Consider the following 23,545-nt stretch of genomic DNA (forward strand, 5'->3'; position numbering starts at 1 on the left):
CCCTTATAGTAGTGGTGAAAACATTCTGGCTAATGATTCTACGAGTTTTATAAAGAATGAGCGCTTCGCGAACTCTTCTAACACGAGTTCGTGAGACCCTTCAAAATCATGATACAAGTCTTGTTTCAATTGATGGACCGAGTTCGTGTTGTACAAAAGCGCATTCACTTCGAAATTTAAATGGAAGCTACGAAAGTCCATGTTCGCCGTCCCAATCGTAGCAAGCCCATCATCGACGACGATGACTTTTGAATGCATAAATCCTTCCTCATATAAATAAATCTTCACTCCAGCCAATAACAGCTCTTCATAATAAGATCGGCTCGCATAAAATACAATTTTATGGTCCGGGTAACTCGGTAAGACGATACGAACATCGATGCCTGATAGCGACGCCGTCTTTAACGCACTCATAATGTCTTCATCCGGAATCAAATACGGGGAGGAAATATAGACGGACTTTTTCGCCGCATTAATTAACGAGAAATAAATCGATTTCATCGTCTCATACGGTTCATCTGGTCCGCTGGCAACGATTTGGACACCGCCGCTCGCACTCCTTACCGTTTCGAGCGGTTCTAAATAGAACGGGGTGAACAGCCGCTCCCCAGTCATGTAATACCAATCTTGTAAAAAGATCAGTTGTAACTCCGATACCCCTTCTCCTCTGACATAGAGATGGGTGTCACGCCAAAACCCAAATTTAGAGTGTTCGCCCAAGTACTCATCCCCTACGTTCAACCCTCCAGTGAACGCCTCGGTCCCATCGATGACGACAATCTTACGATGGTTTCGGTAGTTCGTCTTACTCGACACGAGCGGAAGGACGACCGGAAAGAACGCCTGCACCTGGACACCAGCTTGTTTCATTTCTTCAAAGAACGTACTACTCGTATGAATAGAACCGACCGCATCATATAAAAATCGAACCTCTACCCCTTTTTTGGCCTTCTCGATTAAAATGCGCTGAATTTCCCGAGAAATACGGTCTTCCCTAAAGATGTAATACTCTAAGTGGATATGCCTTGTCGCCCCTTTCAGGGCTGGCAACAGCTTCGAGAATTTTTCACGACCGTTCGTCAAAACCTGCGTATACGTATTCGAAGAGACCGGTAGTTGGTTCAATGATGAGGTGAGATGCATCAATTTCTCATAATCATCATGCGCAAACATCAGTGACGGGGATAGCGTCATTGCTTTTTGCCGATAAGCCAAGTATGTCTCTTCATCGAGCATCGCCTTCTCTTTAAACATCCGCTTACGACGATAGTTCTGACCGAACACAAAGTAAGCGAACAGCCCGACGACAGGAAAGCCAATCATGACAATCGCCCAGATCAACGTCCGTTGCGGATTTCGATTTTCAAGCAAAATCACAAGCAAAATACTGAACGTTGTCAAAAAAACGAGAATCGAGAAGAGCCCGATTACTTGTGAGCTCCAGTAATACGATAATATCGCAATGAGTCCTGCGAGCAAAATAAGGGAAAAGAGTACTTGTATGCGTCGCAACATATTATAACCTGACCTCGTTTCTGTCATGTATTATCATTAATTATACATCGTAACGCCAATTTTTTGAGGGGAGCGAATAAATTATGGGGACTTTTCTAATAACAGGTGCGACAAGTGGGATTGGGCGCGCCGTAGCATTGCGGTTAACCGAACATGGCCATCGTGTCATCGGGATTGGTCGTGACGAGACGAGAGGGGCTTCTCTCGAATCAGATTCGAACGGATTGGCTACGTTCATCCGATGTGATCTCCATTCAACCGAAGACATCGACCATCTCTTTGTTCACCTAAAAGAGCAAGGTGTGACGTTACATGGTCTCTTCAACAATGCAGCAACGTTCGGCAGACCCGGTACACCGGAGCGTCTAACGCACGATGCTTACACTGAAGTGTTTGACGTCAACCTCTATGCATTAAATACGGTGACGCAACGAGCCATTCCTTTGTTTGACCAAGGAGCCAGCGTCGTCAACAATGCCGCGATCGTCGGACACGTCAAGTTTCCACCTATGCTCGCCCATTATGCCGCCTCCAAGGCCGCAGTGGTCGCCTTAACGAAAACGTTCGCCCATCGGATGAAAGGGAAAGTCCGATTCAACGCCGTCTGTTTCGGTCCAGTCGATACGCCGCTTAGTCATAAGCTATATGGAGGAGAAGCAAAGTTTAAAGAGGCGATGTCTCATCATTTCCGGGGACATGCTGCCTCGCCTGAAGAAATAGCTCCGGTCGTCGAGTTTTTATTAACCGACGCCTCATCGTATATTAACGGTCAAGCCATCACGGTCGACGGCGGCTATACCCTCTCTTGAAAAGAGACCACCTTTTCTTCTGAAAAGGTGGTCTCCTGTCATGTCGCCATCTTTTTCGCGCGACCGATTTTATTACGTAAATAATTCTGTTCTTTTGTATGAAGACTCTCCCAATCGATCACATCTTCAAAGTAATCAATCATCTCCTCAAACGTCGAATCTAACGTCTCATGCGCCTGAAGACGCGCCATTCGAACCGCCTCAAATACGGAACCCATCACAAAGATATCTTTACTGGCGTAAGTCTGCATCGGCGATAATGATTCAAAAAGAATCGTCTCAAGCGTTTTGCGCTTCACATGCCAATCGGACTTCCCGTTCGAATATAAAAAATCACCATCCGGCAGTTCACAGAGCTCTCGTAAAATGTCTCCAATATAGTGAATCGCATGGATCGCGGTATTCGGGTCATTAATTCCTGGAGAAATACCACGCAGCGCAATCTCACTTAATTTTTCAATCGCAAATGATGGATCTTGCATCGAAGAACGGACTTCTCCAATCTCAAACAAGTCGATGTCCGGCGCGTCCTCACCTTTCCAGAATCCGAGTAAATCACCTTTAGCGACGAAATCTCCAACGGCAACGATGGACTCGAAGTCCGTTTCATGATCTCCTTGCTTCTCTCTTAAAAATAAGCGAACATAACCCGTTTGCGGTGCCCGTAACGCTTGACCCTCAAAGGAATGAACAGAACGTGGTAGTACGAGATTTACATCATCTGACTCGATTGCATCTTTTTGCTCACTAATCACCGATAACGCTTCCTTATGCAGCGCAGATAACAAACGTTCTGCCTGAATCGAGACACTGATGGTTTGAATGAACTTCACGAACGCCCAAATTGAACCAATCACCAAGAGCACACTGATCCCTGACGATAAAACGACACCTTCATCTGCCGTACGGACGAGGAATAAGTTTGAAATCCCATACACGGTCGTCATGATGAAAAGACCAAGCGTATGCTTTGCCGATGAGTTCGTCAAAAAGTTATTGATTGTCCGAGGAGAAAACTGAGAGGAATATGTCGTCAACACGACGAGGATTGTGGAAAAGCTGAACGTCATCATCGTCATGAGACTCGTAAACGTCGAAGATAATACAGACGCCGCAGAGTCTAGGTCTAAATAAATAAAGTCCGGCAATAAATCTCGGAAAAACTCACCGAACACCTGGGTTAATGCCGTTAATACGATTCCTCCCATTCCGTATAGAAACGGGACAAACCATGCACTATCGTCTAGTAGTAGTCGAATTCGTCTCACCATACCAACACCTCTTTGACATTGATTTGAAAAAAATCGCCTGTCCGTTTGAACAGGCGATGTACCATTAGAAGTAGTGACGTACTTTTGCAAACACGTCGCCATCGAGAATGACTTTACCATACTCTTCAAGCATCGGTTGCGTCTGTGTACTGAATGTTAAATATTCTGCTAAAAGACTGAGTGCATTCTCTTCGTCTTCTGGCTCCATTTCATCAGGGAAATCAATCCACAAGTAGTAGCGGTCTTGATAATGATATAGTTTCAAATCAAGATCACTGAACGTGTCACCTGCACGCTTACTCAGTGAAATGATTGCCTCAAAATCATTCGTTTCCATCGCAAGTGGCGCCCAAGCATCTGCCTCAGCTTCGAGTTCATCCAACTCACTCAATTGGTCAAGTACCGATTGTTGATCCCGTGCTTCATCAATCGCAGAGCGAAGAAGCGAACCGAGTTCAGAATCATCTTCCGTGTCCATCACATTTTTAGCGATTGTTACGGTTACTTCTAGACCTTTTTCAAAAGCTTGGACCTGAATCCACAGTGGACCATCAAACGAGATGTCTTCACGTTCGTGAGCCTCGTCCATCATTTGCCAGAACAGCTGCTCGCCTCGTTCTCGGTTGTACCATATTTCATCACGTGCGAAACCACGTTTCTCGATATCCACATATGTGATGAAAAATTTAACGGTATTGTCATTGATGCGCTCAATTTTCACGATTGTCCACTCCCTTCTCACCTCACTCCCAATTCACATAAGGAGGAGAGGGGAAATTATCTTTTTATAGTTGTACCCTTTTTGACATCGTTCAATCTAGATGACGGGTTATAACTTTATTTTATAGGAAATAATCAATAATAAAAAGCACACTGCTTAAACAGTATGCTTTCATTCATTCACAAGTCGTTGTGCTTCCTGTAATTGGAAAGTTCGAACTTTCCGTGGTAGGAATCGACGAATCTCATCTTCGTTGTATCCGACCTGCAATCGTTTTTCATCAATCAAAATCGGACGACGTAGTAAGCCTGGATATTCTTGAATCAAATCATACAGCTGTTGAAGCGATAACGCATCAACGGATACGTCGATTTTAGAGAAGACTTTTGAACGGGTTGAAATAATTTCATCTGTTCCATCTTCCGTCATACGTAAAATTTGTTTAATCTCATTAAGCGAGAGCGGTTCTGAAAATATGTTTCGTTCTGTAAACGGGATATCGTGTTCTTCGAGCCAAGCCCGTGCCTTACGGCAAGATGTACAGCTTGGAGACGTATAAAGTGTGACCATTTTTCTTCCTCCCTGATCGAGTATGCGTCCATCTTTTTAAGTGACTCTATTTGTATACCCAAATTCGCATCCACTTAATTATAATAATTCTTAATTATTAAAACTTCAATGATATTCTTTATCATTCAGATAAGAAAAGAGGGCGCATTCGTTGAATGCGACCTTGAATGACCCATCTCAAGATGCCGGGATTCGAGACACTGGTTGAGACACCGTCTCTTTCCCTGGCTTGACTTGTAAGTCTTTCAACTTCTTCTTCAAAACTTCTTTCAAAAGTCGTTTTTTCTCTCGTAGAACTTTGTCACGTTCTTTCATGGCCTCTCACCCCCGTACAGCGTAAGCAACCGACCGAGCATTACCGATTCTGAAAATCTTGAACTTGCACTAATCTACAATTAAATTATAGCACATTTGTTTGTAAAATGTGAATCATTCTTGCGAGTTCATCGTTTCTTTACATAGGTATCATTTGCATTACATTTAAAAAACCTGTATAGTTTATAGAAATAACCTTTTTCTATATAAGGAGGAGAGCGATGATGAGAATCACACTAGAAACGATTATGGGACATCCGGTTACCCAAAAATATTTGACTCGATCAGGCTTAAAGCATGCGGTTGATGTATGCGAACGCGCTCTCGAAATGGCAACGAAACGTGGTCTCGATACGGATTTGGCGACGAAAGCTGCGCTTCTTCATGATATCGGTCACTATGAGTGGTATACAGAAGGCAAATGGAATTATGATTTATATCGCCAGAACGACATTCATGCGATTAAAGGCGCGGAACGGGCACATAAGTTATTGATTCGTCTCGGGGAAGACCCTGCCCGTGCCAAAGAAATCTCTGTCATGATTCTTCTACACACCGACTCTTATTTACCACCGAGCCGAATTCAACGAACACCGCTCCAACAACTCGTCCATGACGCGGATACGTTCGTGGAGCAACCAGGTGGTCTTCACCACTATGAGACAATGGAAATCGAGGATGCGTTGGCTCGCGTCCGTCAAATCGACGCCATCGTGGAACGCCTTGCGAACTTGCCACGTATTTCAAACGGATAATCAATCACCTAGTTCATTAGGTGATTTTTTTGTGCAAAAAAACCTGATTTCGCGAAGAAATCAGGTTTTTATATTAAACGAGTTGTGCTTTGTATGCTTCGTACTCTTCATCCGTGAGCGAGACATAGTGTCCAGGCTCGACTTCGCGAAGTGGTGGGATACTTGAATCTTCATCCGAACGTCCAACTGGACCTTTTGATGTTGACTCGTATACGATCCGTTTACGTGTACGCTCATGCTCCGGGTCCGGAAGCGGAATCGCTGACAAGAGCGATTTCGTGTATGCATGAATCGGGTTCTCATAAAGACGATCTGCTGTCGCAAGCTCTACGAGGTGACCTTGATACATAACACCGATACGGTCAGAGATGTATTTAACCATCGACAAATCGTGGGCGATGAACAAATACGTCAAGTCGCGATCGCGTTGCAATTCTTTCATCAAGTTGACGACCTGCGCTTGAATCGATACATCAAGTGCAGAAATCGGCTCATCGGCGATGATGAAGTCCGGTTCAACCGCAAGGGCACGGGCAATCCCGATACGCTGACGTTGACCACCCGAGAATTCGTGTGGATAACGGCTCGCGTGCTCTTTCGTCAAACCAACCGTTTCAAGAAGGTCATAGACGCGGTTCATACGATCTTCTTTCGTCTTCGCAAGACCGTGAATATCAATCCCTTCTGCGATGATATCCGCAACCGTCATACGCGGGTTAAGCGATGCGTATGGGTCTTGGAAAATCATTTGCATGGCACGGTTGAATTTCAACTTGTCTGCTTTTGATTTTTTACCGTGGACGTTTTCGCCTTTGAACACAACGTCACCATCTGTCGCGTCATAAAGACCGATAATTGTACGTCCTGTCGTAGACTTCCCACAACCAGACTCACCTACGAGTCCGAGCACTTCACCTTTGAAAATATCAAACGAGATTCCGTCTACCGCTTTGACGACGCGGCCACGGCCAATTTTAAAGTGCTGCTTCAGGTTTTTTACTTCGAGTAACTTCTCGCGTTCCATTATTCAGCACCACCTTTCGTAAACGATTTAGCGAACGCACTGTCCGGACGATACTTGAGAGCGAGTTCACGAATCGCACGTGGCGGGTTGACCGCTGGTGCTTGTGGGTGTAATAACCAACTTGAAGCAAAGTGTGTATCACTTACCTGGAACATCGGTGGCTCTTTCTCAAAATCAATCTTCATCGCGTATGGGTTACGCGGTGCGAACGCATCCCCTTTCGGAGGATCGAGCAAGTTTGGAGGCGTACCTGGGATTGCAGGTAACGCTTCGTTCCGGTCATCTGTCGGACGCGGCATCGAACCAAGAAGTCCCCATGTGTACGGGTGACGTGGCTCGTAGAAGATTTCATCAACCGTTCCTTTTTCAACGAGACGACCTGCATACATAACAGCGACACGGTCAGCCATGTTCGCAACAACGCCAAGGTCGTGCGTGATGAAGATAATCGCTGTGCCCGTTTTTTGTTGAATATCTTTTAATAGTTCAAGAATTTGAGCTTGAATCGTAACATCAAGTGCCGTTGTCGGTTCATCGGCAATCAACACTTTCGGATTACATGCGAGCGCGATCGCAATAACGATACGCTGACGCATCCCACCAGAGAGTTGGTGTGGATATTGTTTCAAGCGTGCTTCTGGGTTTGGAATCCCTACAAGTGTCAACAATTCGAGTGTACGTTTCTTTGCATCCTCACCTGTTAACCCTTGGTGCTGTTTCAACCCTTCTGCGATTTGTTTATAAATCGTCATGGTCGGGTTGAGTGATGTCATTGGGTCTTGGAAAATCATTGCGATATCGCGACCACGAATTTTAAGCATTTCTTTTTCCGAAAGTTTCGCCAAGTCTTTTCCTTCGAACATGATTTCTCCGTTCGTGATTTCACCTGGAGGGTTCGGAATGAGACGCATGATTGCCTTCGAAGTGACGGATTTACCTGAACCCGATTCTCCTACGATGGCGAGCGTCTCGCCTTTTTTCAAATCAAACGATACGCCACGAACGGCTTGAACCGTTCCTGCATATGTGTGGAACGAGACCTCTAAGTCTCGGACTGATAAAATCGTTTCCATGCACGAGTCCCCCTCTTTCTTTTTTATTTACGCATTTTCGGATCGAACGCATCACGCAAGCCATCGGCAAGCAAGTTGAAGCTGACCATGAGCAAGACGATGATGACAGACGGGATAATAAGAAGGAACGGGAATGTCCGTAGTTCTTTGTATCCATCGTTAATCAACGTACCAAGTGATGCTTGTGGCGGTTGAAGCCCGATCCCGATAAAGCTGAGGAATGCCTCGAAGAAGATGGCAGATGGAATCGTGAACATGAGCGTGATGATAATCGCACCCAATGTGTTTGGAATCAAGTGTTTGAAAATCAAACGACTACTAGATGCTCCAAGTGTACGAGCTGCCAAGACAAATTCTTGGTTTTTGAGTTTCAAAATCTGACCTCGAACAAGTCGACTCATCCCAATCCATCCTGTGATGGCCATGGCAAGGATGATGGTGAAGACACCTGGGTCAAAGATCAAGATGAACAAGATGATCAAGATCAAGTTAGGTACACCAGTCAAAATCTCAACAATACGTTGCATGATGTTATCCGTACGCCCACCGAAGTAAGCTGAGACACCACCGTATGCGACACCAATCAATGTATCAATGATAGCCGCAACGAAACCGATGAAGAGGGAAATACGTGTCCCTTCCCAAATACGTGACCAAAGATCACGACCGAGGTAGTCGGTACCGAACCAGAAGTTCTCTTCTACGTTCTTTTGTTCGTAGAAGTCGATATCGCGTCCACCGAGTGTCGCCATTCCATCGAAGCCAGCCCATTCAAGTCCTGTGACTTTTGGTGGAAGTTTAGCTTGTGAAATGTTTTGTTCATAAGCATCGCGAGCCGATAACATCGGTCCAAACAACGCAAGTGCGACGAGAATCAAAATAATCGACAGCGAGATGATGGCCGCTTTGTTTTTCTTTAGGCGCATCCATGCATCTTGCCAGAAGTTTAAACTTTTCCCGGCGATTCGTTCACCAAGCTGTTCATTCATCTCAACAGGTGTGAACATGTCTTGGTCGAACTGTTCGTAATTCTTTTTGTTTTCAATCATCAGTTATTCCCCCCAAGACGAATACGTGGGTCAACAACCCCATAGAGCAAGTCGACAAGCAAAATGATAATAATGAACAATCCTGAGAAGAACAATGTCGTTCCCATGATGACTGAGTAGTCATTCAATGTGATTGACGTGACGAATAATTCTCCTAGGCCTGGTACCGCGAAGATTTTCTCAATAACGAACGTACCCGTTAAGAGTCCAGCTGTCATCGGTCCAAGAATCGTGATTGCAGGAATCATCGCATTACGAACCATGTGTTTCCATACGATGGCGTTACCCGTCAATCCTTTCGCTTTCGCGAGGGTGACGTAGTCTTGTCCGGTAACCTCTAACATCTCCGTTCGGACGAAACGGGCAATCGCTGCCGTGACACCGAGCGATAATGAGATTGTTGGTAATATTGTATGAGCTGGAGTTTCCCAGAATGCGACCGGAAGCAATTGCAATTTAACTCCAACATAGTACTGAAGGAGGGCTGCAAAAACGAACGATGGGACAGAAATCCCGATTACCGATACGAACATTGAACCATAGTCAATGACCGTATTGTGACGAATCGCCGCAACAACACCTAACAATACACCTACAAGAGTTCCAAGAACTAATGCCTGGAGCCCTAATTGTGCCGAAGGCCCGATTCGTTCCATAATCAACTCAGTTACTGGACGGTTAGCCGTACGGAATGAAACGCCAAGATCTCCTTGGAGCATGTTTCCAATGTACGTTGCATAGCGGACCGGAAGCGGATCGTTGAGTCCGTAGCGGTCATTCAATAATTGAATTTGTGATTCTGTCAGTTTTTCCTGGTTTTGATACGGCGAACCTGGGAGCAGGTCCATCAGGAAGAACGTGAACGTGGCAATCAAGAAGAACGTGATGAGGCCGTAAGTCAGCCGTTGTAGGATATAACGTCCCATGAATAAAAACCCCCTGTTTTTTCTAATTCTTTCTACTACTTGCACCAACAGCTTCACTATGACATATGACCTATTTTTCAAATTCACAAAATGAAAGGAATATTCTGAAAGAATAGCGTATACGTCATCTCAAGGCTCTTAGCACAGCGGCTGAAAACAAAGAATATTCTTTTCAGAGATTATTCTGAATTTTCACTGTTACTACATTATACTTTACCAACAAAACATTTGAACAGTATTTTCTCTTACTTCGAAAGATTTTTTTAGAAAATCGGGGACATGCGGATCGCATGCCCCCTCATCCCATTACTTAATATCAACGTATTTGTACTGGTAATCAGCACCGAACAATTGACGGTTAAAGTTTTCGATGTTTGGACGAATCAAGTATGCCACACCTGCTTGATAAATCGGCATGATCGCTTGGTCTTGTTCAATCAAGAGAGCTTCAGCTTCTTTGAACAAGTCATAACGTGCATCGATGTTTGTTTCAGCAGACGCTTCGTCAATCAACTGGTCATACTCAGATGACGAGTAGTTGATATCGTTTTGTCCATTGTCTGATGTGAAGATACCAAGGTTCGTAAGTGGATCTTGGTAGTCAGGTCCCCAAAGTGCGAATGACATTTGGTAGTCACCGTTTGCTTCACGCTCAAGTTTGTTGTTGAAAGGTTGTTGAGCAATCTCAACCGTTACGTTCGGCAAGTTCGACTCGATTTGACCTTTCATGTATTCAGAGATTTGTTTAGATACTTCGCTATCGAACGAGAGAAGTTCAATTGTTGTCGCTTCTCCGCCTGTAGCTTCTTCCCAAAGTGAAGCCGCTTCGTCAGCGTTTGTTTGGAAGTACTCAACACCTTCCGTGTAATCCGTACCGTCTTCATATTTGATGAAGTCTTTCGGAATGAATGATGTTGTTGCAATTGAACCGTTGTTCAAGAGTTGGTCGATGATTCCAGTTGGGTCGACCGCACGTGCGATTGCTTTACGTGCATTTACATCAGAGAAGATTTCATCTTCGTGGTTGAATTTGAAATATCCGATGGCAGAACGAAGACCTGTGTTGTAATCTTCATCTTCTTGGAACGCAGCAACTTGTTCTGATGCGAGACCAGCATAATCGACATCGCCAGCTTCATACAAGTTTACGACTGTAGAAGTTTCTTTAACAACTTTCACATCAACTGAATCGAGAGCAACGTTTTCTGCATCCCAATACGATTCGTTTTTCGTTAAGACATAACCTTGTTCACGATCCCACTCCGACCAAGTGAATGGTCCGTTGTAGAGAAGGTTTTCAGGATTCGTTGAGAAATCTTCGCCTTTTTCTGTTGCGAATGCTTCATTGATCGGTGTGAATGTACCGAATGAAGTAAGTGAGAGGAATGATGGGTCTGGACGCTCGAGTGTGACTTCGAGTGTTTTCTCATCGATTGCTTTAACGCCAAGCTCTTCTTTTGGTGTATCACCTGTGTTGATTGCTTCAGCGTTTTTAATTGTGTTCATGATATATGCATACTGTGAACCTGTTGCAGGATCGACAGCACGTTGCCATGCATACACGAAGTCGTTCGCTGTGACTGGCTCTCCGTTTGACCATTCTGCATCACGAAGTGTGAATGTGTAAACAGTCTCATCTTCGTTTACTTCTGGTTCGCCTTCAGCGAGAGCTGGTACGGCATTTCCGTCTTTATCAAGACGGTAAAGACCTTCCATTGTGTTGGCGATCAAGTTGAATGCGACCGCGTCTGTAGCAAGAGCCGGATCGGCTGTTGTGATATCTGACGTATCCGTCAAGCGAAGAACTTTTTCTCCGTTTGATGAAGAACCGCCGCCATCAGAGTCTCCGCCTGTCGAACAAGCCGCGAGTACTGAACCGAGTGCCAAGATGATCGTCATCATGAGCAAAATCGATTTTTTCTTCATTGCGATTTCCCCTTTCGTTTTAAAAAGCTAGCCGTTCGTCGAATAAACATCTTACTTTTTCTTTAATTTTCTGAATATTTCATAAAGTATTCGACGAAAGAACGTTAGGGCTATTGTAAGAAATTTTTAATCAAACTGTCAACTACAGAATAAAACGCTGTCATATAACGCAACTTTCTTACTCGCTTTCTCCCCCGCCTTCCTAGTATCATAGAAGAAACGTGGAATGGTGTCCCCATTCCTTTGACTGCTTGAAAGGAGATTACATCATTGAAAAAGTTTCGAAATATATTGATTGTTTGGGGGATTGTCACAATTCTCTACACCGTTTGGTCCATTTTTTCATACTTTCGAACCGAGTCTGTTCTATTTCATTTAAGCGGAGGCCTCTTCGTTTCCGGTATTCTCACGTTTGCGATCGGAATGTTTTCCCATATGAGTGCGACTGGATTGTTTGATGGCATCATGTACGGTTTCAAGCGAAGTCGGCGTGCCAAGTTAAAGGAAATTGATGCAGATTATGAAGAGGATGAAGAAGAAGATCCTGAAGATCGACAACTCCGTAAACAATCGGCTTGGAACTGGGTGTTTGTTGGTGTCGGAAGTATCGCACTCTCGTTCCTCGTCGCTTTGATTTAATCTTTTCGAGAGCGTGATCCTATGCTAAACTAAATGCAGAATAAGAACACAATGAAGAAGACAAGTAATTCAAATCCCCTTTTCCTCAGAGAGTCTACGGTGCTGCGAGTAGATGAAAAGACTTGAATGAATGGACTTTGGAGTGGCTCGCTTGAACGTAAGTATGGCGAGACGGATCACGCCCGTTACCGCGTTCAAGTGGCATATGATATGCAAATTTGGGTGGCACCGCGGTTATTCGTCCCGATTTATTCGGACGGACGACTGCGGTTTTTTTATATTCTTCGGAGGTGTATACACATGGCAACGATTTTTTCAGGAATCAAACCGACCGGCGTCGTGACGCTCGGCAACTACTTAGGCGCGATGAAACAATTTGTCGATCTTCAAGACGACAACAATGCGTATTATTGCATCGTCGATTTGCATTCAATTACCGTACAACTCGACCGCGTCGAGTTAATGAACAACACGCGAAAACTAGCTGCACTCTATCTCGCTTCAGGCCTCGACCCTGAAAAAGCGACAATCTTCGTTCAATCTGAAGTGAAAGCACACGCTCAACTCGGATGGATGTTAACATGCATCGCGGGAATGGGCGAGCTCGGTCGTATGACGCAATATAAAGATAAATCACAAGGAAACGAGAATGTCGGAGCAGGGTTATTTGTTTATCCAACCCTCATGGCATCTGACATTTTGTTATACAATACAGAACTAGTCCCTGTCGGAGATGATCAAAAACAACATATCGAATTGACCCGTGATTTGGCGGAGCGTTTCAATAAACGTTATTACGAGACGTTCACAATGCCGGAACCACTGATCCAAAAAGAAGGCGCACGGATTATGTCCCTCACGAATCCGGTGAAGAAAATGTCGAAATCGGACGCAAACGCGAAAGGATATATTTCGATGCTCGATGAGCCAAATGTCATCCGTAAGAAAATCAAGAGCGCCGTGACTGATTCAAGTGGTGTCATCTCCTTTGACCGAGAGAACAAACCAGGAATCTCAAACTTGTTAGAAATTTATTCGTTATCGACGGGTACATCAATCGATGACCTCGTCAAGCAATATGAGAACTCAAATTACGGAACATTTAAACAAGATGTGGCAGAAGCGGTCGTTGCTTTGCTCGAACCGATTCAAGCACGTTATCACGAACTGATCGATTCTCCAGAACTTGATGAAATTCTCGATGCGGGTCGTGCCAAGGCGGAAGCCGTCGCAAACAAAAACCTCGCGAAGATCGAAAAAGCGATGGGACTCAGTCGTAAACGTGCGAAAGTTAAAAAATAACTCATCCTTTACAGAACTCTCCATGTGAGAGTTCTTTTTTGTATAAAAAATGATACATAAAAAAGAGAGACAGGCGTCCCTGTCTCTCTTGTAAGCGTGTAATGAAATTATTCTTTACCTTCGATTGAAGCCCACTTGTAAGAGTAGTCTGCACCGAATGCGTGCTCAACGATATCTTTAACATATGGCTTCGTGAGGCGAGCCGATCCACGTTGGTAAACTGGCGAGATCGCGTTCTCTTCAAGAACGATTTTCTCTGCAGCTTGAAGGTCAGCCCAACGCTGTTCAGCATCTGTGCTTGACTTCGCAGATTCAATCAACTTGTCAAACTCGTCGTTCGACCACTTACCACGGTTGTATGGTCCGTCTGTGACGAAGAGGTCAACGAACGTCATTGGATCTTGATAGTCAGGGCCCCAACCAGCGAATGTGAATTGGAACTCTCCTTTGTTCTCAAGGTCAAGTTTGTTGTTGAACGGTTGTTGCTTGATTGAAACGCTCATACCTGGAAGGTTCTTCTCAAGTTCACCTTTGATGAACTCACCGATTTGCTTCGCAGACTCTGAGTCATAGTTGAGGAGTTCAAGCTCAACTGTATCCGTTCCAAGCTCAGAAAGACCTTCTTCCCAAAGTTTTTGAGCTTCTTCAACGTTGTATCCGCCGATGTCGCCGTTCGCTTCACGGAAGTCTTTACCGTCAGGACCTGTTACGAAGTCTTTCGGTACGAGGTAGTTTGCAGGGACTGAACCGTTTGCAAGAAGTGTTTCAGAGATTGCAGCTTTATCGTATGCGCGATCAATCGCGTTACGGATTTTTTGGTTGTCAAGCGCTTCCACAGCAGTGTTGAACTGGAGGTAGAAGAGTGTTGGCTCAACGACAGTTGAGAAGTCTTCGCTATCTTGATACTGAGCAACGAGCTCAGAAGTCAAGCCTGTGCGGTCAACGTCACCGTTTTCATACAAGTTGACACCTGTTGAAACTTCTTTAACGACTTTAACGTTGATTTCTTCAAGTTTAACTGTGTCCGCATCCCAATAGTCTTCGTTCTTGACCATTTTCCAGCCTTGCTCGCGCTCCCAGCTGTCGAGTTTGAACGGTCCGTTGTAGAGAGTTGTCTCTGCAGATGTACCGAAGTTTTCGCCTTGCTCTGTGTCGAATGACTCAAGTTTTGGCATGAACACGCCGAAGCTTGTCAATCCGAGGAAGTAATCAGCTGGTGCTGTCAATTTAACTTCAAGCGTTTGATCGTCGATTGCTTTAACGCCTACTGCATCGCGCTCGCCTTCGCCAGTGTTGTACGCGTCTGCGCCTTCGATGACTGACATAACGTATGCATATTGTGAAGCGTTATCTGGGTTGAGTACTTCTTTCCAAGCGTATTCGAAGTCGTTCGCTGTGACAGGCTCCCCGTTTGACCAAGTCGCACCTTCACGGATTTTGAACGTGTACGTCTTCCCGTCTTCAGAAACTTCGTGAGATTCAGCCATACCTGGAGTTGGCTCATCGTTCTCGTCCATGCGGTAAAGACCTTCGTTAACGTTGTTCAATACGTTGAACGAAACAGCGTCCGTTGCGAGTGTTGGGTTAAGTGAAGGAATGTCTGAGCTATCGAGCAAGTTGAGGACTTGCGCTTCACCAGATGACCCTTCATTTGATGATCCTTGTGAAGAATCTGTTTCATCCCCTGTCGAACATGCAGCTAGGAAAGCACTTGAAAGAAGTGTAACCGAAGATGCTAAAGCAAAACCTTTTTTCTTATTCATTGCGATGACCCCCTGATTTTTTCGTTTTAACGAAGTGAATGATGGTAGAAAATTCAGTCATTTCTTCTGACAGTATTTGTTACCAAAATCCCGTTGATGCAATAATACAATATTCTGATAATTTTGCAAAGTGTTTATTTTGATTTTTCTAAAAAATTTTCTCTATAGTCAAAAAGCCCGCCTAGAGCGGCGGGCTTTTAGCTCAATTTTCATATTTTTTCGAAAAGGTTAGGACATATGAAGGACCGATGACCGGATAACCGATCTCATCGTATCCTTTTTCAACCAAATAGGAACGTCCCGCTTGATAGATTGGCATAACAACCGCCTCTTCTAATAGCTTCGCTTCTGCATTTCGTAAAATTGTATTGCGCTCTTCTAAATTCTCAGTTGAGCGAGCCTCGTCCATCAACTGATCGTACGATTCGCTTCTATATCGACTTGAATTGAGCACATCGTCAGATTCGAACTGAGTCAAATAGGCTGATAGCATCGGGTAGTCCGGTTGCCACCCGGATAAAGAGAAAGAATAATCTCCTGAGACTTCTTTCCTAACTTTATCTCCTAGCGGAAGCTCCACGACATTGACGGTCAATCCGTCTAACTGTTCCAAATTATTCTTCAATTTTGTCGAAATTTCACGTGCTTCTTCATCGACAAAGCTAAGTAATTCAATCTCGATTGTTTCTGTTTTTAACCGTTTTTTCACGGTTTCAAATAATTGGTCGGCATCGCCTTCCAACTCTGCAACTGCAGCTTCTTCATCCATGACGAGAAGTCTTTCCGTCGTTTGTTCCGACCGTGCAAGCGATTCTTCGAGTGTCGTCCGTTCCAGCGTCAGTGCGAGGGCTTGTCGAAACGCAACATCATCGAATGGTGCTTTTTCAACGTTCGGTTTTAAATAAAAAACGCCACTTCGCGGAACGTCCTCAATATTCATGACTTCCTCATCAACGGTAGACGTGTCGAAGTCATACGGAATCGGATGCATCCCCGACACTTCCGACAAGCTTGACTCGTTTCTGATGGAAATCGTTTCGAGCGTGACTTGATCAGCTTCACGGTACGTTTCGTTTTTATGTAACGAGATGCTTGTATCATCCATTTGATTCAATTCAAACGGTCCGTTCGTTTCCAACTCTTCCCATGATGTCACGGATGGTTGTGGTAAAAATGCTGGCATTGCAAATATTTCTTCGAACCCTTCCATCGGTCGGATGAGTGTGAGTTCAAGCGTTCGGTCATCGATGGCTCGAACACCTAACGCGTCTGGTTCTTGTTGTCCGAGACCAATTTCTTTTGCCGCTTTGACATCCGCAAGTAAGAAACTAAATGGTGAATTCGTATCATCGTCGACGAGTTTTCGGAAATGATTGACGAACGTCTGTGCCGTGATCGCATTTCCTTCGGTCGTCACACTCTCTTTCAACGTGAATGTATATACCGTCCCATCATCTGAACGTTCTAGCTTCTCGACGAGTGCCGGTTCAATCGACCCATCTGAGCCGAATCGGTAGAGCCCTTCATAAAGATGCGACAGTACCGTTTGGGATGCCGGGTCAATCGCGAGCATGACGTCCGGTTGTGTCGGAAGAGATTCTCCATTGATTGTAATTGTTTGTTCTTCTGGTGGTACTAGTTCACGTGACTGCTCTCGTTGTTCGTTCCAAATAAATAAAAAAAGGATAAGGACTGAACCTAACAAGGCGGCCACGATGAATGATTTCTTTTTCATTCGTTGCACTCCTTTCTGTTAGACCAACCCTTATACCCTAACCTTTTTTGAATGATTTTTCTACCGTCAGTTCGTCACTTTCGCAAATGCGAGTGTCGCATTATGGCCCCCGAAGCCAAGTGAGTTACTGAGTGCATACTGAATGTCAAGTTCCCGATTTCCTTCACGTACATAATCAAGGTCGCAATCTGCTGCAGGTGATTCACAGTTGATGGTCGGATGAATCTTTCCTTCATGAATCGAAAGGGCTGTGATGACTGCCTCGACGCCACCTGCTCCTCCGAGAAGATGTCCAATCATCGATTTCGACGAGTTGACCGCGAGTTTGTCAGCGTGTTCCCCGAACACACGACGAATCGCTTTCGTCTCGAGCATATCGTTGAGCGGTGTGCTCGTGCCGTGTGCGTTGATATATTGCACATCTTCCGGTGTGATTCCCGCATCGCGAATCGCCTCACTCATCGCTTTTGAACCACCCTCTGCCTCTGGTGACGGTGCAGTGATGTGATAAGCGTCTGAACTCATCCCGTATCCGACGACTTCTGCATACATTTTCGCTCCACGTGCCTTCGCATGTTCGTACTCTTCTAATACGAGTACGCCAGCGCCTTCACCCATGACAAACCCGTCGCGGTTCTCGTCGAATGGACGGCACGCCGTGTTCGGGTCTGGATTCGTCGAGAGTGCTTTGTTTGAACAGAAACCTGCGAACGAGAGTGGTGTGATCGGTGCTTCCGCTCCACCGGCGAACATGGCAATCGCATCTCCCCGTTGAATGACGCGGAACGCTTCTCCGATTGAGTTCGTTCCTGACGCACAAGCTGTCACAGAACAGTTACTCGGTCCTTTCGCTCCAAGATAGATGGAAACTTGTCCGCTCGCCATATTCGGAATCATCATCGGAATGAAGAATGGACTGATACGACGCGGCCCACGATCATGGAGGATCGCCGATTGCTTGTCGATTGTCTCGACGCCCCCGATTCCGCTCCCGATCCACGTACCGACTTCATCCGCGATCGCTTTGACATCGAGCCCACTATCTTTATGAGCAGCGTCTGCTGCTAAAAGAGAGTATTGAATGAATGAGTCCATCTTGCGTGCTTCTTTTGGTTCGACCAAATGATCGATGTTCCACTCTTTCACTTCCGCTCCGACTTTCGCCGGATATTGACTGATATCGATTTTTGTCAACGTATCGATTGCGTTATCCCCTTTTAAAAGACGATCCCACATTGCCGACACGTCGTTTCCTAACGGTGATACGACTCCTAATCCTGTCACTACTACTCGTTTCATGAATGATTCCCCTCCGTAATTGTTGCATGATTCCATGTCAGACAGCTTGCACCCCATGTGAGCCCGGCACCAAACCCTGCGATGACGACCGTTTGTCCATCTTGGATTTTACCAGATTTGACGGCTTCCGCTAAGGCGAGCGGAATGGATGCCGCCGATGTGTTCGCATGGTCTTGAATGGTCATGACGACTTTCTCTTCTTCTAAGTTTAACCGTTCCATCGCCGCATCAATGATTCGACGATTCGCTTGGTGCGGCACGAGGACGTCGAGGTCATTCAACGACTTATCGGCCTTGTTTAACGACTCGAGAACGATCTCGGGCATTTTCCGTACGGCGAACTTGAATACTTCGCGACCGTTCATGACGATTTTTCCTTCATCATTTTCGTACAAGTGCTTGCCACCTGTCCCATCACTTCCAAGTACGATTGAGTCGATTGAAGCGATATCGTCTTCCCCGAGTACGACAGCCCCAGCTCCATCTCCGAATAGGACAGCTGTCGACCGGTCATCCCAATCAATCAAACTTCCCATCTTCTCCGCTCCGATCACGAGCGTTTTCTTGAAGCCTTTCGAATCCATCAGGCTCTTCGCTGTATCCATCGCGAAGATAAACCCGCTACACGCCGCACTGACGTCGAACGCCACAGCGGCTTTCGCACCAAGATTCGCCTGAACCACACATGCGGTTGCCGGAAACGCTGGCGCAGTCGCCGTCGCACAGACAATCGCCTCGATCTCGTCGATGGTGACACCAGCGCTTTGTAACGCCCGTTCTGCAGCGCGTGTTGCCATATCCGAGACCGACACGTCACTTTCTGCTAAATGTCGTGCCTCGATGCCTGTACGCGTACGAATCCACTCATCGCTCGTATCCATTCGTTTTTCTAAATCGATATTTGTCACCCGATTGTCCGGTAAGAACGATCCGATGCCGATGATTCCAATATTCATATCGTCGACCCCTATTCTTAGTATCTGGTACTAATATAAGGGAATAAAAAGAGGATGTCAATGCATCCTCCTCGTAATCAATCGATTAAGCTTGTTCGAGACGTTTCGTGACAGCCATGACCATCTTCGCGGAGTTGATTGAAGCCGTTTCTAAAAATTCATCAAACGATAAGTTCGCCTCTTCGTCTGCACTGTCTGAGATCGAGCGCGTAACGACGAATGGTACGCCGAACTGGTAACAGGTCTGCGCGATTGGAGCAGCCTCCATCTCGACGGCAGCGACGCCATCGAAATGACCGAGGATATCAGCCACACGCTTCGAGTCGTTGATGAACGAATCTCCCGTTACAATCAATCCTTGATGCACGTTCACGTCAGGCAAGCTTTCAATCACATCTTTACAGACGTTGACGAGCTTCGCATCGGCTTCATACGCCGGTGGCATTCCTGGCACTTGACCGTATTCATAACCGAATGCCGTCACATCGACATCGTGGTGGCGCACTTCCGTCGAGACGACGACGTCACCGACTTTCATCCCTTTTTTGAATCCGCCTGCAGAACCGGTGTTGATGACGACGTCCGGTTTGAATTTATCAATCAAGAGTGTCGTCCCGATCGCGGCATTGACTTTCCCGATGCCTGACTTCAAGATGACGACTTGCATGTTTCCAAGATAACCTTCATAAAAATGATAGTTTGCGATTTCCGTATCCTTGCGCTCCGTCAATTCATTCCGAAGCAAGTTCACTTCTTCTTCCATCGCACCGATGATTCCAACTTTCATTCCGATTCCTCCTCAGAAAGAGAGCGACTTCCAAGATGGAGGTCGCTCAACAACTTATTTGATTTCTTTGATTTCGACGATCATGTCGCCACCTGGTGTTTGAACCGTGACCACATCTCCGACCGTACGACCGAGAAGTGCTTTCGCGATTGGTGATTCGTTCGAGATTTTCCCTGTGAACGGATCTGCCTCAGCACCACCGACGATTGTGTACGTCTCGTCTTCGTTATCTTCTTGGATGAAGAACGTGACCGTTTTCCCGATTGAGACAACCGAGTTATCCGCTGCATCATCTTGAATGATAACGGCGTTACGGAGCATTTCTTCTAATTGTGCGATTCGTCCTTCGACCATCGCTTGTTCTTCTTTTGCCGCGTCATATTCCGCGTTTTCTGATAAGTCACCGAAATCACGAGCAATCTTAATATTTTCAACGACTTCTTTACGGCGGACCGTCTTCAGTTCGTTTAATTCATTCTCGATCTTCGCTTTTCCGTCTAACGTCATATAATGTTGTTTTTCAGCCATTTCTGTCACTCCTTCATTGTCTCCTAGTATATTACAGCTAGGGTAAATTGAAAACGATTTATTTCCTCACGCGCGATTGCGCTCAGTGAGCACCCAACGGATCTTCGTCACGAGTAAGTCGATTGCGACAAAGTTTTCTCCGCCTTCAGGAACGATGATATCCGCATACCGTTTCGTCGGCTCGCAGAATTGTAAATGCATCGGGCGTACGACATTCGTGTATTGTGCCACGACTGAATCGATTGAACGGCCTCGTTCATTGATGTCTCGCTGCATGCGGCGCAAGATTCGAACGTCGGCATCCGTATCCACGAACACTTTAATATCCATCAATTCACGCAAGCGGGCATCTTCAAGTGCCAAGATCCCCTCAACGATGACGACATCGACCGGTTCGATCAAAATCGTCTCATCAGACCGTGTATGGGCCGCATAATCATATACCGGCTTTTCGACAGCTTGATGCTGTTGCAATTGTTGGATATGTTCAATTAGCAAATCGTTATCAAAGGCGAAGGGGTGGTCGTAGTTCGTCTTGTACCGTTCCTCCATCGTCATTTCGGATTGATCTTTATAATACGCGTCTTGTTCAATCATGACGACCGATTGACCTTTAAACGCATCGACGAGCGCACGGGCCACGGTCGTTTTTCCAGATCCGGTACCCCCGGCCACGCCAATAATGACGGGTTTATGTTGCATCAAAGTTAAGTCCTCCTCATCGTAATTTACGACTGATTGCTAGGCCATCACCAAGGGGCAAAATTGCAGTATGATAATCGGTCCGTGCCATCAATTGCTCAGTAAACTGTTTCACGAGACGGACAAGCCGGCGTCTGCGACGGTCAAGTACTGACACATCCTCGAGCAAGACGTCCCCTCGTAAAAACAAATTATCGCTGTAAATCGTACCACCAATTGGTACTAAAGCGCCATACCCATCAAAAAATTTTTGATATTGTCCTTTTGCCGCATCAATAAACACGGCATCGAACTCACCTTCGATCGAACCGATCAATTCAACGGCGTCGCCATGAATCAATGTGATGCGATCGCGGACGTCCGATCGCCCGATAAAACCAGTCGCCTCTTCGAATCGACGGGCGTTTCGTTCGATCGTGACGATTTCGGCCTCTGGCAACAACTCCGCCATACGGATTGCACTGTAGCCAATTGCCGTCCCCACCTCAAGGATGCGGGTCGGTCGCTGCATCGCCAACAAGGAGAGAAGCACTTCAGAGCCCGTCAAGTCCATGATTGGAACGTGATGTTCTCGCGCAAATGCTTCCATCTCCGTCAGCAGCGGAGAGCGGTCATTGATCAATTGTTCTACATATCCCTCATAGGATGCATGGTCCACTCGTTCCACCTCTTAACTCTCTTCATTCAAACGACCGGAAGCATCCGCTTCCGGTCGTCCCATCAATTACTGTTCGCTTCTTCAAACGCTTCCCATTCGGAACGGTATTTATTGACGTTTTGTTGATGGTCCTCATAGTTCACTTCGAACAATACTTCCCCATTCGGGAATCCTTCACGTGGAGGGCGTGCATAGAAGTAGATGTTCTCCGTATCATTTGGATTGAGTACCGCCTCAAACGCATCACGACTAACAGCCGCGATTGGACCGATCGGAATTCCTTCATAACGATACGTGTTATATAAGGAATCGTTCTCTAGGTCTGCGAATGAAGTGAAAATCGACGTCTCCCCTGTACCGTACCAGACGGTCGGGTCAGACTGTAGTTTCATACCATCGTTCAGACGATTCTCAAAGACACCGGCAATCTCTTTTCGGTCTTCCGTTGACACGGCCTCTTTCTCGACAACCGATGCGAGCGCGAGCGTCTCATGGAACGTACGTCCTGAATCGGCCAAACGACCTTTGTACTCTTGATACATGCTTTCAGTCGGGAGTAGCATCTCATCGATGATTTCAGTGAGCGTTACCCCTTTATTGAATTCATACGTTGCTGGGAACAGGTATCCTTCAAGCGGATGATAAATGCCTTCCTGCAATACTTCTTCCGTCAACATCTCATGCTCGTTCACGAGCGAACTGATATATTCACGGTCGCTCAATTGTTCAGAAATCTGTTCTTTTGGAATATCGGCCTCTTTCGCAAGTCGTGCGATGACTTGGTCGATTGTGAATCCTTCCGGAATGACAAGCTTGATATCAGGAACCACAATGACTTTACCTGTTTGCAACGTTTCAATCAACTCATCGATTGATTGAGACGGTGACAACGTATACGTCCCCGCTTGGAACGATGATTCGTTTTTAAAACGCGTATAGAAACGGAAAATCGTGCTACTCCTTACAAGCCCATTCTCTTCAAGTAATTCACCAATATATCCCGAACCAGCTCCGAGCGGGACTTCGACCTCAACTGTTTCAGTCGATGTTGGATCAATCGGTTCGACGGAGCGCTTCACGAACACATAAGCGAGTGCCGAGCCTGTGGCGATGACGAGAAGGAAGATGGCAAGGATGACAACCGTGATGCGACGGACGATCCGGTTGCGGGCACGTTTCTCATCTGACATAGATGGATGATTCATGCATTTCTCCCCTGTTC

Annotated in this window: 23 protein-coding genes and 1 other annotated feature; of the genes, 4 read left to right on the top strand and 19 right to left on the bottom strand. The window is 45.9% G+C overall.

Translation table 11 applies throughout. The features are described 5' to 3' along the window. Window positions 1–3 precede the first annotated feature (3 nt). A complete protein-coding gene (cls, locus tag KNO87_RS05285; protein WP_214789197.1) occupies window positions 4–1,515 on the bottom strand; it encodes a cardiolipin synthase in 1,512 nt (503 codons plus the stop codon). An 83-nt stretch (window positions 1,516–1,598) separates the two neighbouring features. On the opposite strand from cls, the gene KNO87_RS05290 reads away from it, so the two are divergent. Then, the gene (locus tag KNO87_RS05290; protein ID WP_214794251.1) at window positions 1,599–2,324 is read left to right on the top strand and encodes an SDR family NAD(P)-dependent oxidoreductase; all 726 of its coding nucleotides are present in this window, start codon (window positions 1,599–1,601) and stop codon (window positions 2,322–2,324) included. Window positions 2,325–2,362: 38 nt separating this feature from the next. On the opposite strand, the gene KNO87_RS05295 is transcribed toward KNO87_RS05290, so the two are convergent. From KNO87_RS05295 to KNO87_RS05310, 4 genes are all read right to left on the bottom strand, one after another. After that, the gene (locus KNO87_RS05295; protein ID WP_214794253.1) at window positions 2,363–3,595 is read right to left on the bottom strand and encodes a DUF2254 domain-containing protein; all 1,233 of its coding nucleotides are present in this window, start codon (window positions 3,593–3,595) and stop codon (window positions 2,363–2,365) included. Window positions 3,596–3,659: 64 nt separating this feature from the next. Next, window positions 3,660–4,316, bottom strand: coding sequence for an adaptor protein MecA (mecA, locus tag KNO87_RS05300; protein ID WP_214794255.1), 657 nt, complete (start codon window positions 4,314–4,316; stop codon window positions 3,660–3,662). Window positions 4,317–4,487: 171 nt separating this feature from the next. After that, window positions 4,488–4,886: a transcriptional regulator SpxA gene (gene spxA / locus KNO87_RS05305; protein ID WP_015881217.1), complete on the bottom strand. Its 399-nt coding sequence runs from the start codon at window positions 4,884–4,886 to the stop codon at window positions 4,488–4,490. A 177-nt stretch (window positions 4,887–5,063) separates the two neighbouring features. Further along, a complete protein-coding gene (locus KNO87_RS05310; protein WP_015881216.1) occupies window positions 5,064–5,201 on the bottom strand; it encodes a hypothetical protein in 138 nt (45 codons plus the stop codon). A 221-nt stretch (window positions 5,202–5,422) separates the two neighbouring features. On the opposite strand from KNO87_RS05310, the gene KNO87_RS05315 reads away from it, so the two are divergent. After that, a complete protein-coding gene (locus tag KNO87_RS05315) occupies window positions 5,423–5,956 on the top strand; it encodes an HD domain-containing protein (protein ID WP_214794257.1) in 534 nt (177 codons plus the stop codon). Window positions 5,957–6,029: 73 nt separating this feature from the next. On the opposite strand, the gene KNO87_RS05320 is transcribed toward KNO87_RS05315, so the two are convergent. The 5 genes from KNO87_RS05320 to KNO87_RS05340 all read right to left on the bottom strand — a co-directional run bounded on the left by KNO87_RS05320 (window position 6,030) and on the right by KNO87_RS05340 (window position 11,954). Continuing rightward, window positions 6,030–6,980 carry an ABC transporter ATP-binding protein gene (locus KNO87_RS05320; protein WP_074035095.1) on the bottom strand — a complete coding sequence of 317 codons (951 nt, stop codon included), beginning with the start codon at window positions 6,978–6,980 and terminating at the stop codon, window positions 6,030–6,032. Further along, window positions 6,980–8,053 carry an ABC transporter ATP-binding protein gene (locus KNO87_RS05325; RefSeq protein WP_015881213.1) on the bottom strand — a complete coding sequence of 358 codons (1,074 nt, stop codon included), beginning with the start codon at window positions 8,051–8,053 and terminating at the stop codon, window positions 6,980–6,982. Before KNO87_RS05325 ends, KNO87_RS05320 begins: the two co-directional genes overlap by 1 nt. 23 nt (window positions 8,054–8,076) lie before the next feature. After that, a complete protein-coding gene (opp3C, locus tag KNO87_RS05330; RefSeq protein WP_371816623.1) occupies window positions 8,077–9,102 on the bottom strand; it encodes an oligopeptide ABC transporter permease in 1,026 nt (341 codons plus the stop codon). After that, window positions 9,102–10,028, bottom strand: a complete 927-nt coding sequence (opp3b, locus tag KNO87_RS05335; RefSeq protein ID WP_214785236.1) for an oligopeptide ABC transporter permease — start codon at window positions 10,026–10,028, stop codon at window positions 9,102–9,104. The genes opp3C and opp3b overlap by 1 nt, the downstream gene beginning before the upstream one ends. 306 nt (window positions 10,029–10,334) lie before the next feature. Next, window positions 10,335–11,954: a peptide ABC transporter substrate-binding protein gene (locus KNO87_RS05340; protein WP_214789212.1), complete on the bottom strand. Its 1,620-nt coding sequence runs from the start codon at window positions 11,952–11,954 to the stop codon at window positions 10,335–10,337. Between the two features lie 270 nt (window positions 11,955–12,224). Between KNO87_RS05340 and KNO87_RS05345 the strand changes: the two genes are divergently transcribed. Continuing rightward, on the top strand, window positions 12,225–12,593 hold the full coding sequence (locus tag KNO87_RS05345) for a DUF3899 domain-containing protein (RefSeq protein ID WP_214794259.1): 369 nt from the start codon (window positions 12,225–12,227) through the stop codon (window positions 12,591–12,593). Between the two features lie 42 nt (window positions 12,594–12,635). After that, window positions 12,636–12,842 (top strand) — a binding site (T-box leader). A gap of 51 nt (window positions 12,843–12,893) precedes the next feature. After that, window positions 12,894–13,895 (top strand): tryptophan--tRNA ligase, encoded by a 1,002-nt coding sequence (trpS, locus tag KNO87_RS05350; protein ID WP_214794261.1) that lies wholly within the window; start codon window positions 12,894–12,896, stop codon window positions 13,893–13,895. Between the two features lie 107 nt (window positions 13,896–14,002). Here the strand turns inward: trpS and KNO87_RS05355 are convergent, their stop codons facing one another. The 9 genes from KNO87_RS05355 to mltG form a co-directional block, all read right to left on the bottom strand. Further along, entirely contained in the window at window positions 14,003–15,658 is a 1,656-nt protein-coding gene (locus KNO87_RS05355) for a peptide ABC transporter substrate-binding protein (RefSeq protein WP_214794263.1), read from the bottom strand. Between the two features lie 202 nt (window positions 15,659–15,860). Continuing rightward, window positions 15,861–17,393: a peptide ABC transporter substrate-binding protein gene (locus KNO87_RS05360; RefSeq protein WP_214794265.1), complete on the bottom strand. Its 1,533-nt coding sequence runs from the start codon at window positions 17,391–17,393 to the stop codon at window positions 15,861–15,863. A 66-nt stretch (window positions 17,394–17,459) separates the two neighbouring features. Next, entirely contained in the window at window positions 17,460–18,692 is a 1,233-nt protein-coding gene (gene fabF, locus KNO87_RS05365) for a beta-ketoacyl-ACP synthase II (protein ID WP_214794267.1), read from the bottom strand. Further along, window positions 18,689–19,648: a beta-ketoacyl-ACP synthase III gene (locus tag KNO87_RS05370; protein WP_214794269.1), complete on the bottom strand. Its 960-nt coding sequence runs from the start codon at window positions 19,646–19,648 to the stop codon at window positions 18,689–18,691. The genes fabF and KNO87_RS05370 overlap by 4 nt, the downstream gene beginning before the upstream one ends. Before the next feature lie 85 nt (window positions 19,649–19,733). Beyond that, window positions 19,734–20,435: a 5'-methylthioadenosine/S-adenosylhomocysteine nucleosidase gene (gene mtnN / locus KNO87_RS05375; protein WP_214789234.1), complete on the bottom strand. Its 702-nt coding sequence runs from the start codon at window positions 20,433–20,435 to the stop codon at window positions 19,734–19,736. Window positions 20,436–20,489: 54 nt separating this feature from the next. Next, the gene (gene greA / locus KNO87_RS05380) at window positions 20,490–20,963 is read right to left on the bottom strand and encodes a transcription elongation factor GreA (RefSeq protein WP_214789237.1); all 474 of its coding nucleotides are present in this window, start codon (window positions 20,961–20,963) and stop codon (window positions 20,490–20,492) included. Window positions 20,964–21,029: 66 nt separating this feature from the next. Next, entirely contained in the window at window positions 21,030–21,665 is a 636-nt protein-coding gene (gene udk / locus KNO87_RS05385; protein WP_074035132.1) for a uridine kinase, read from the bottom strand. A gap of 16 nt (window positions 21,666–21,681) precedes the next feature. Further along, the gene (locus KNO87_RS05390; RefSeq protein ID WP_214794585.1) at window positions 21,682–22,323 is read right to left on the bottom strand and encodes an O-methyltransferase; all 642 of its coding nucleotides are present in this window, start codon (window positions 22,321–22,323) and stop codon (window positions 21,682–21,684) included. Window positions 22,324–22,385: 62 nt separating this feature from the next. Continuing rightward, window positions 22,386–23,528 (bottom strand): endolytic transglycosylase MltG, encoded by a 1,143-nt coding sequence (gene mltG, locus KNO87_RS05395; protein ID WP_214794270.1) that lies wholly within the window; start codon window positions 23,526–23,528, stop codon window positions 22,386–22,388. Window positions 23,529–23,545 lie beyond the last annotated feature (17 nt).

It is taken from the genome of Exiguobacterium sp. s34, from assembly GCF_018617435.1.
GTDB classification, from domain to species: domain Bacteria; phylum Bacillota; class Bacilli; order Exiguobacteriales; family Exiguobacteriaceae; genus Exiguobacterium; species Exiguobacterium aestuarii.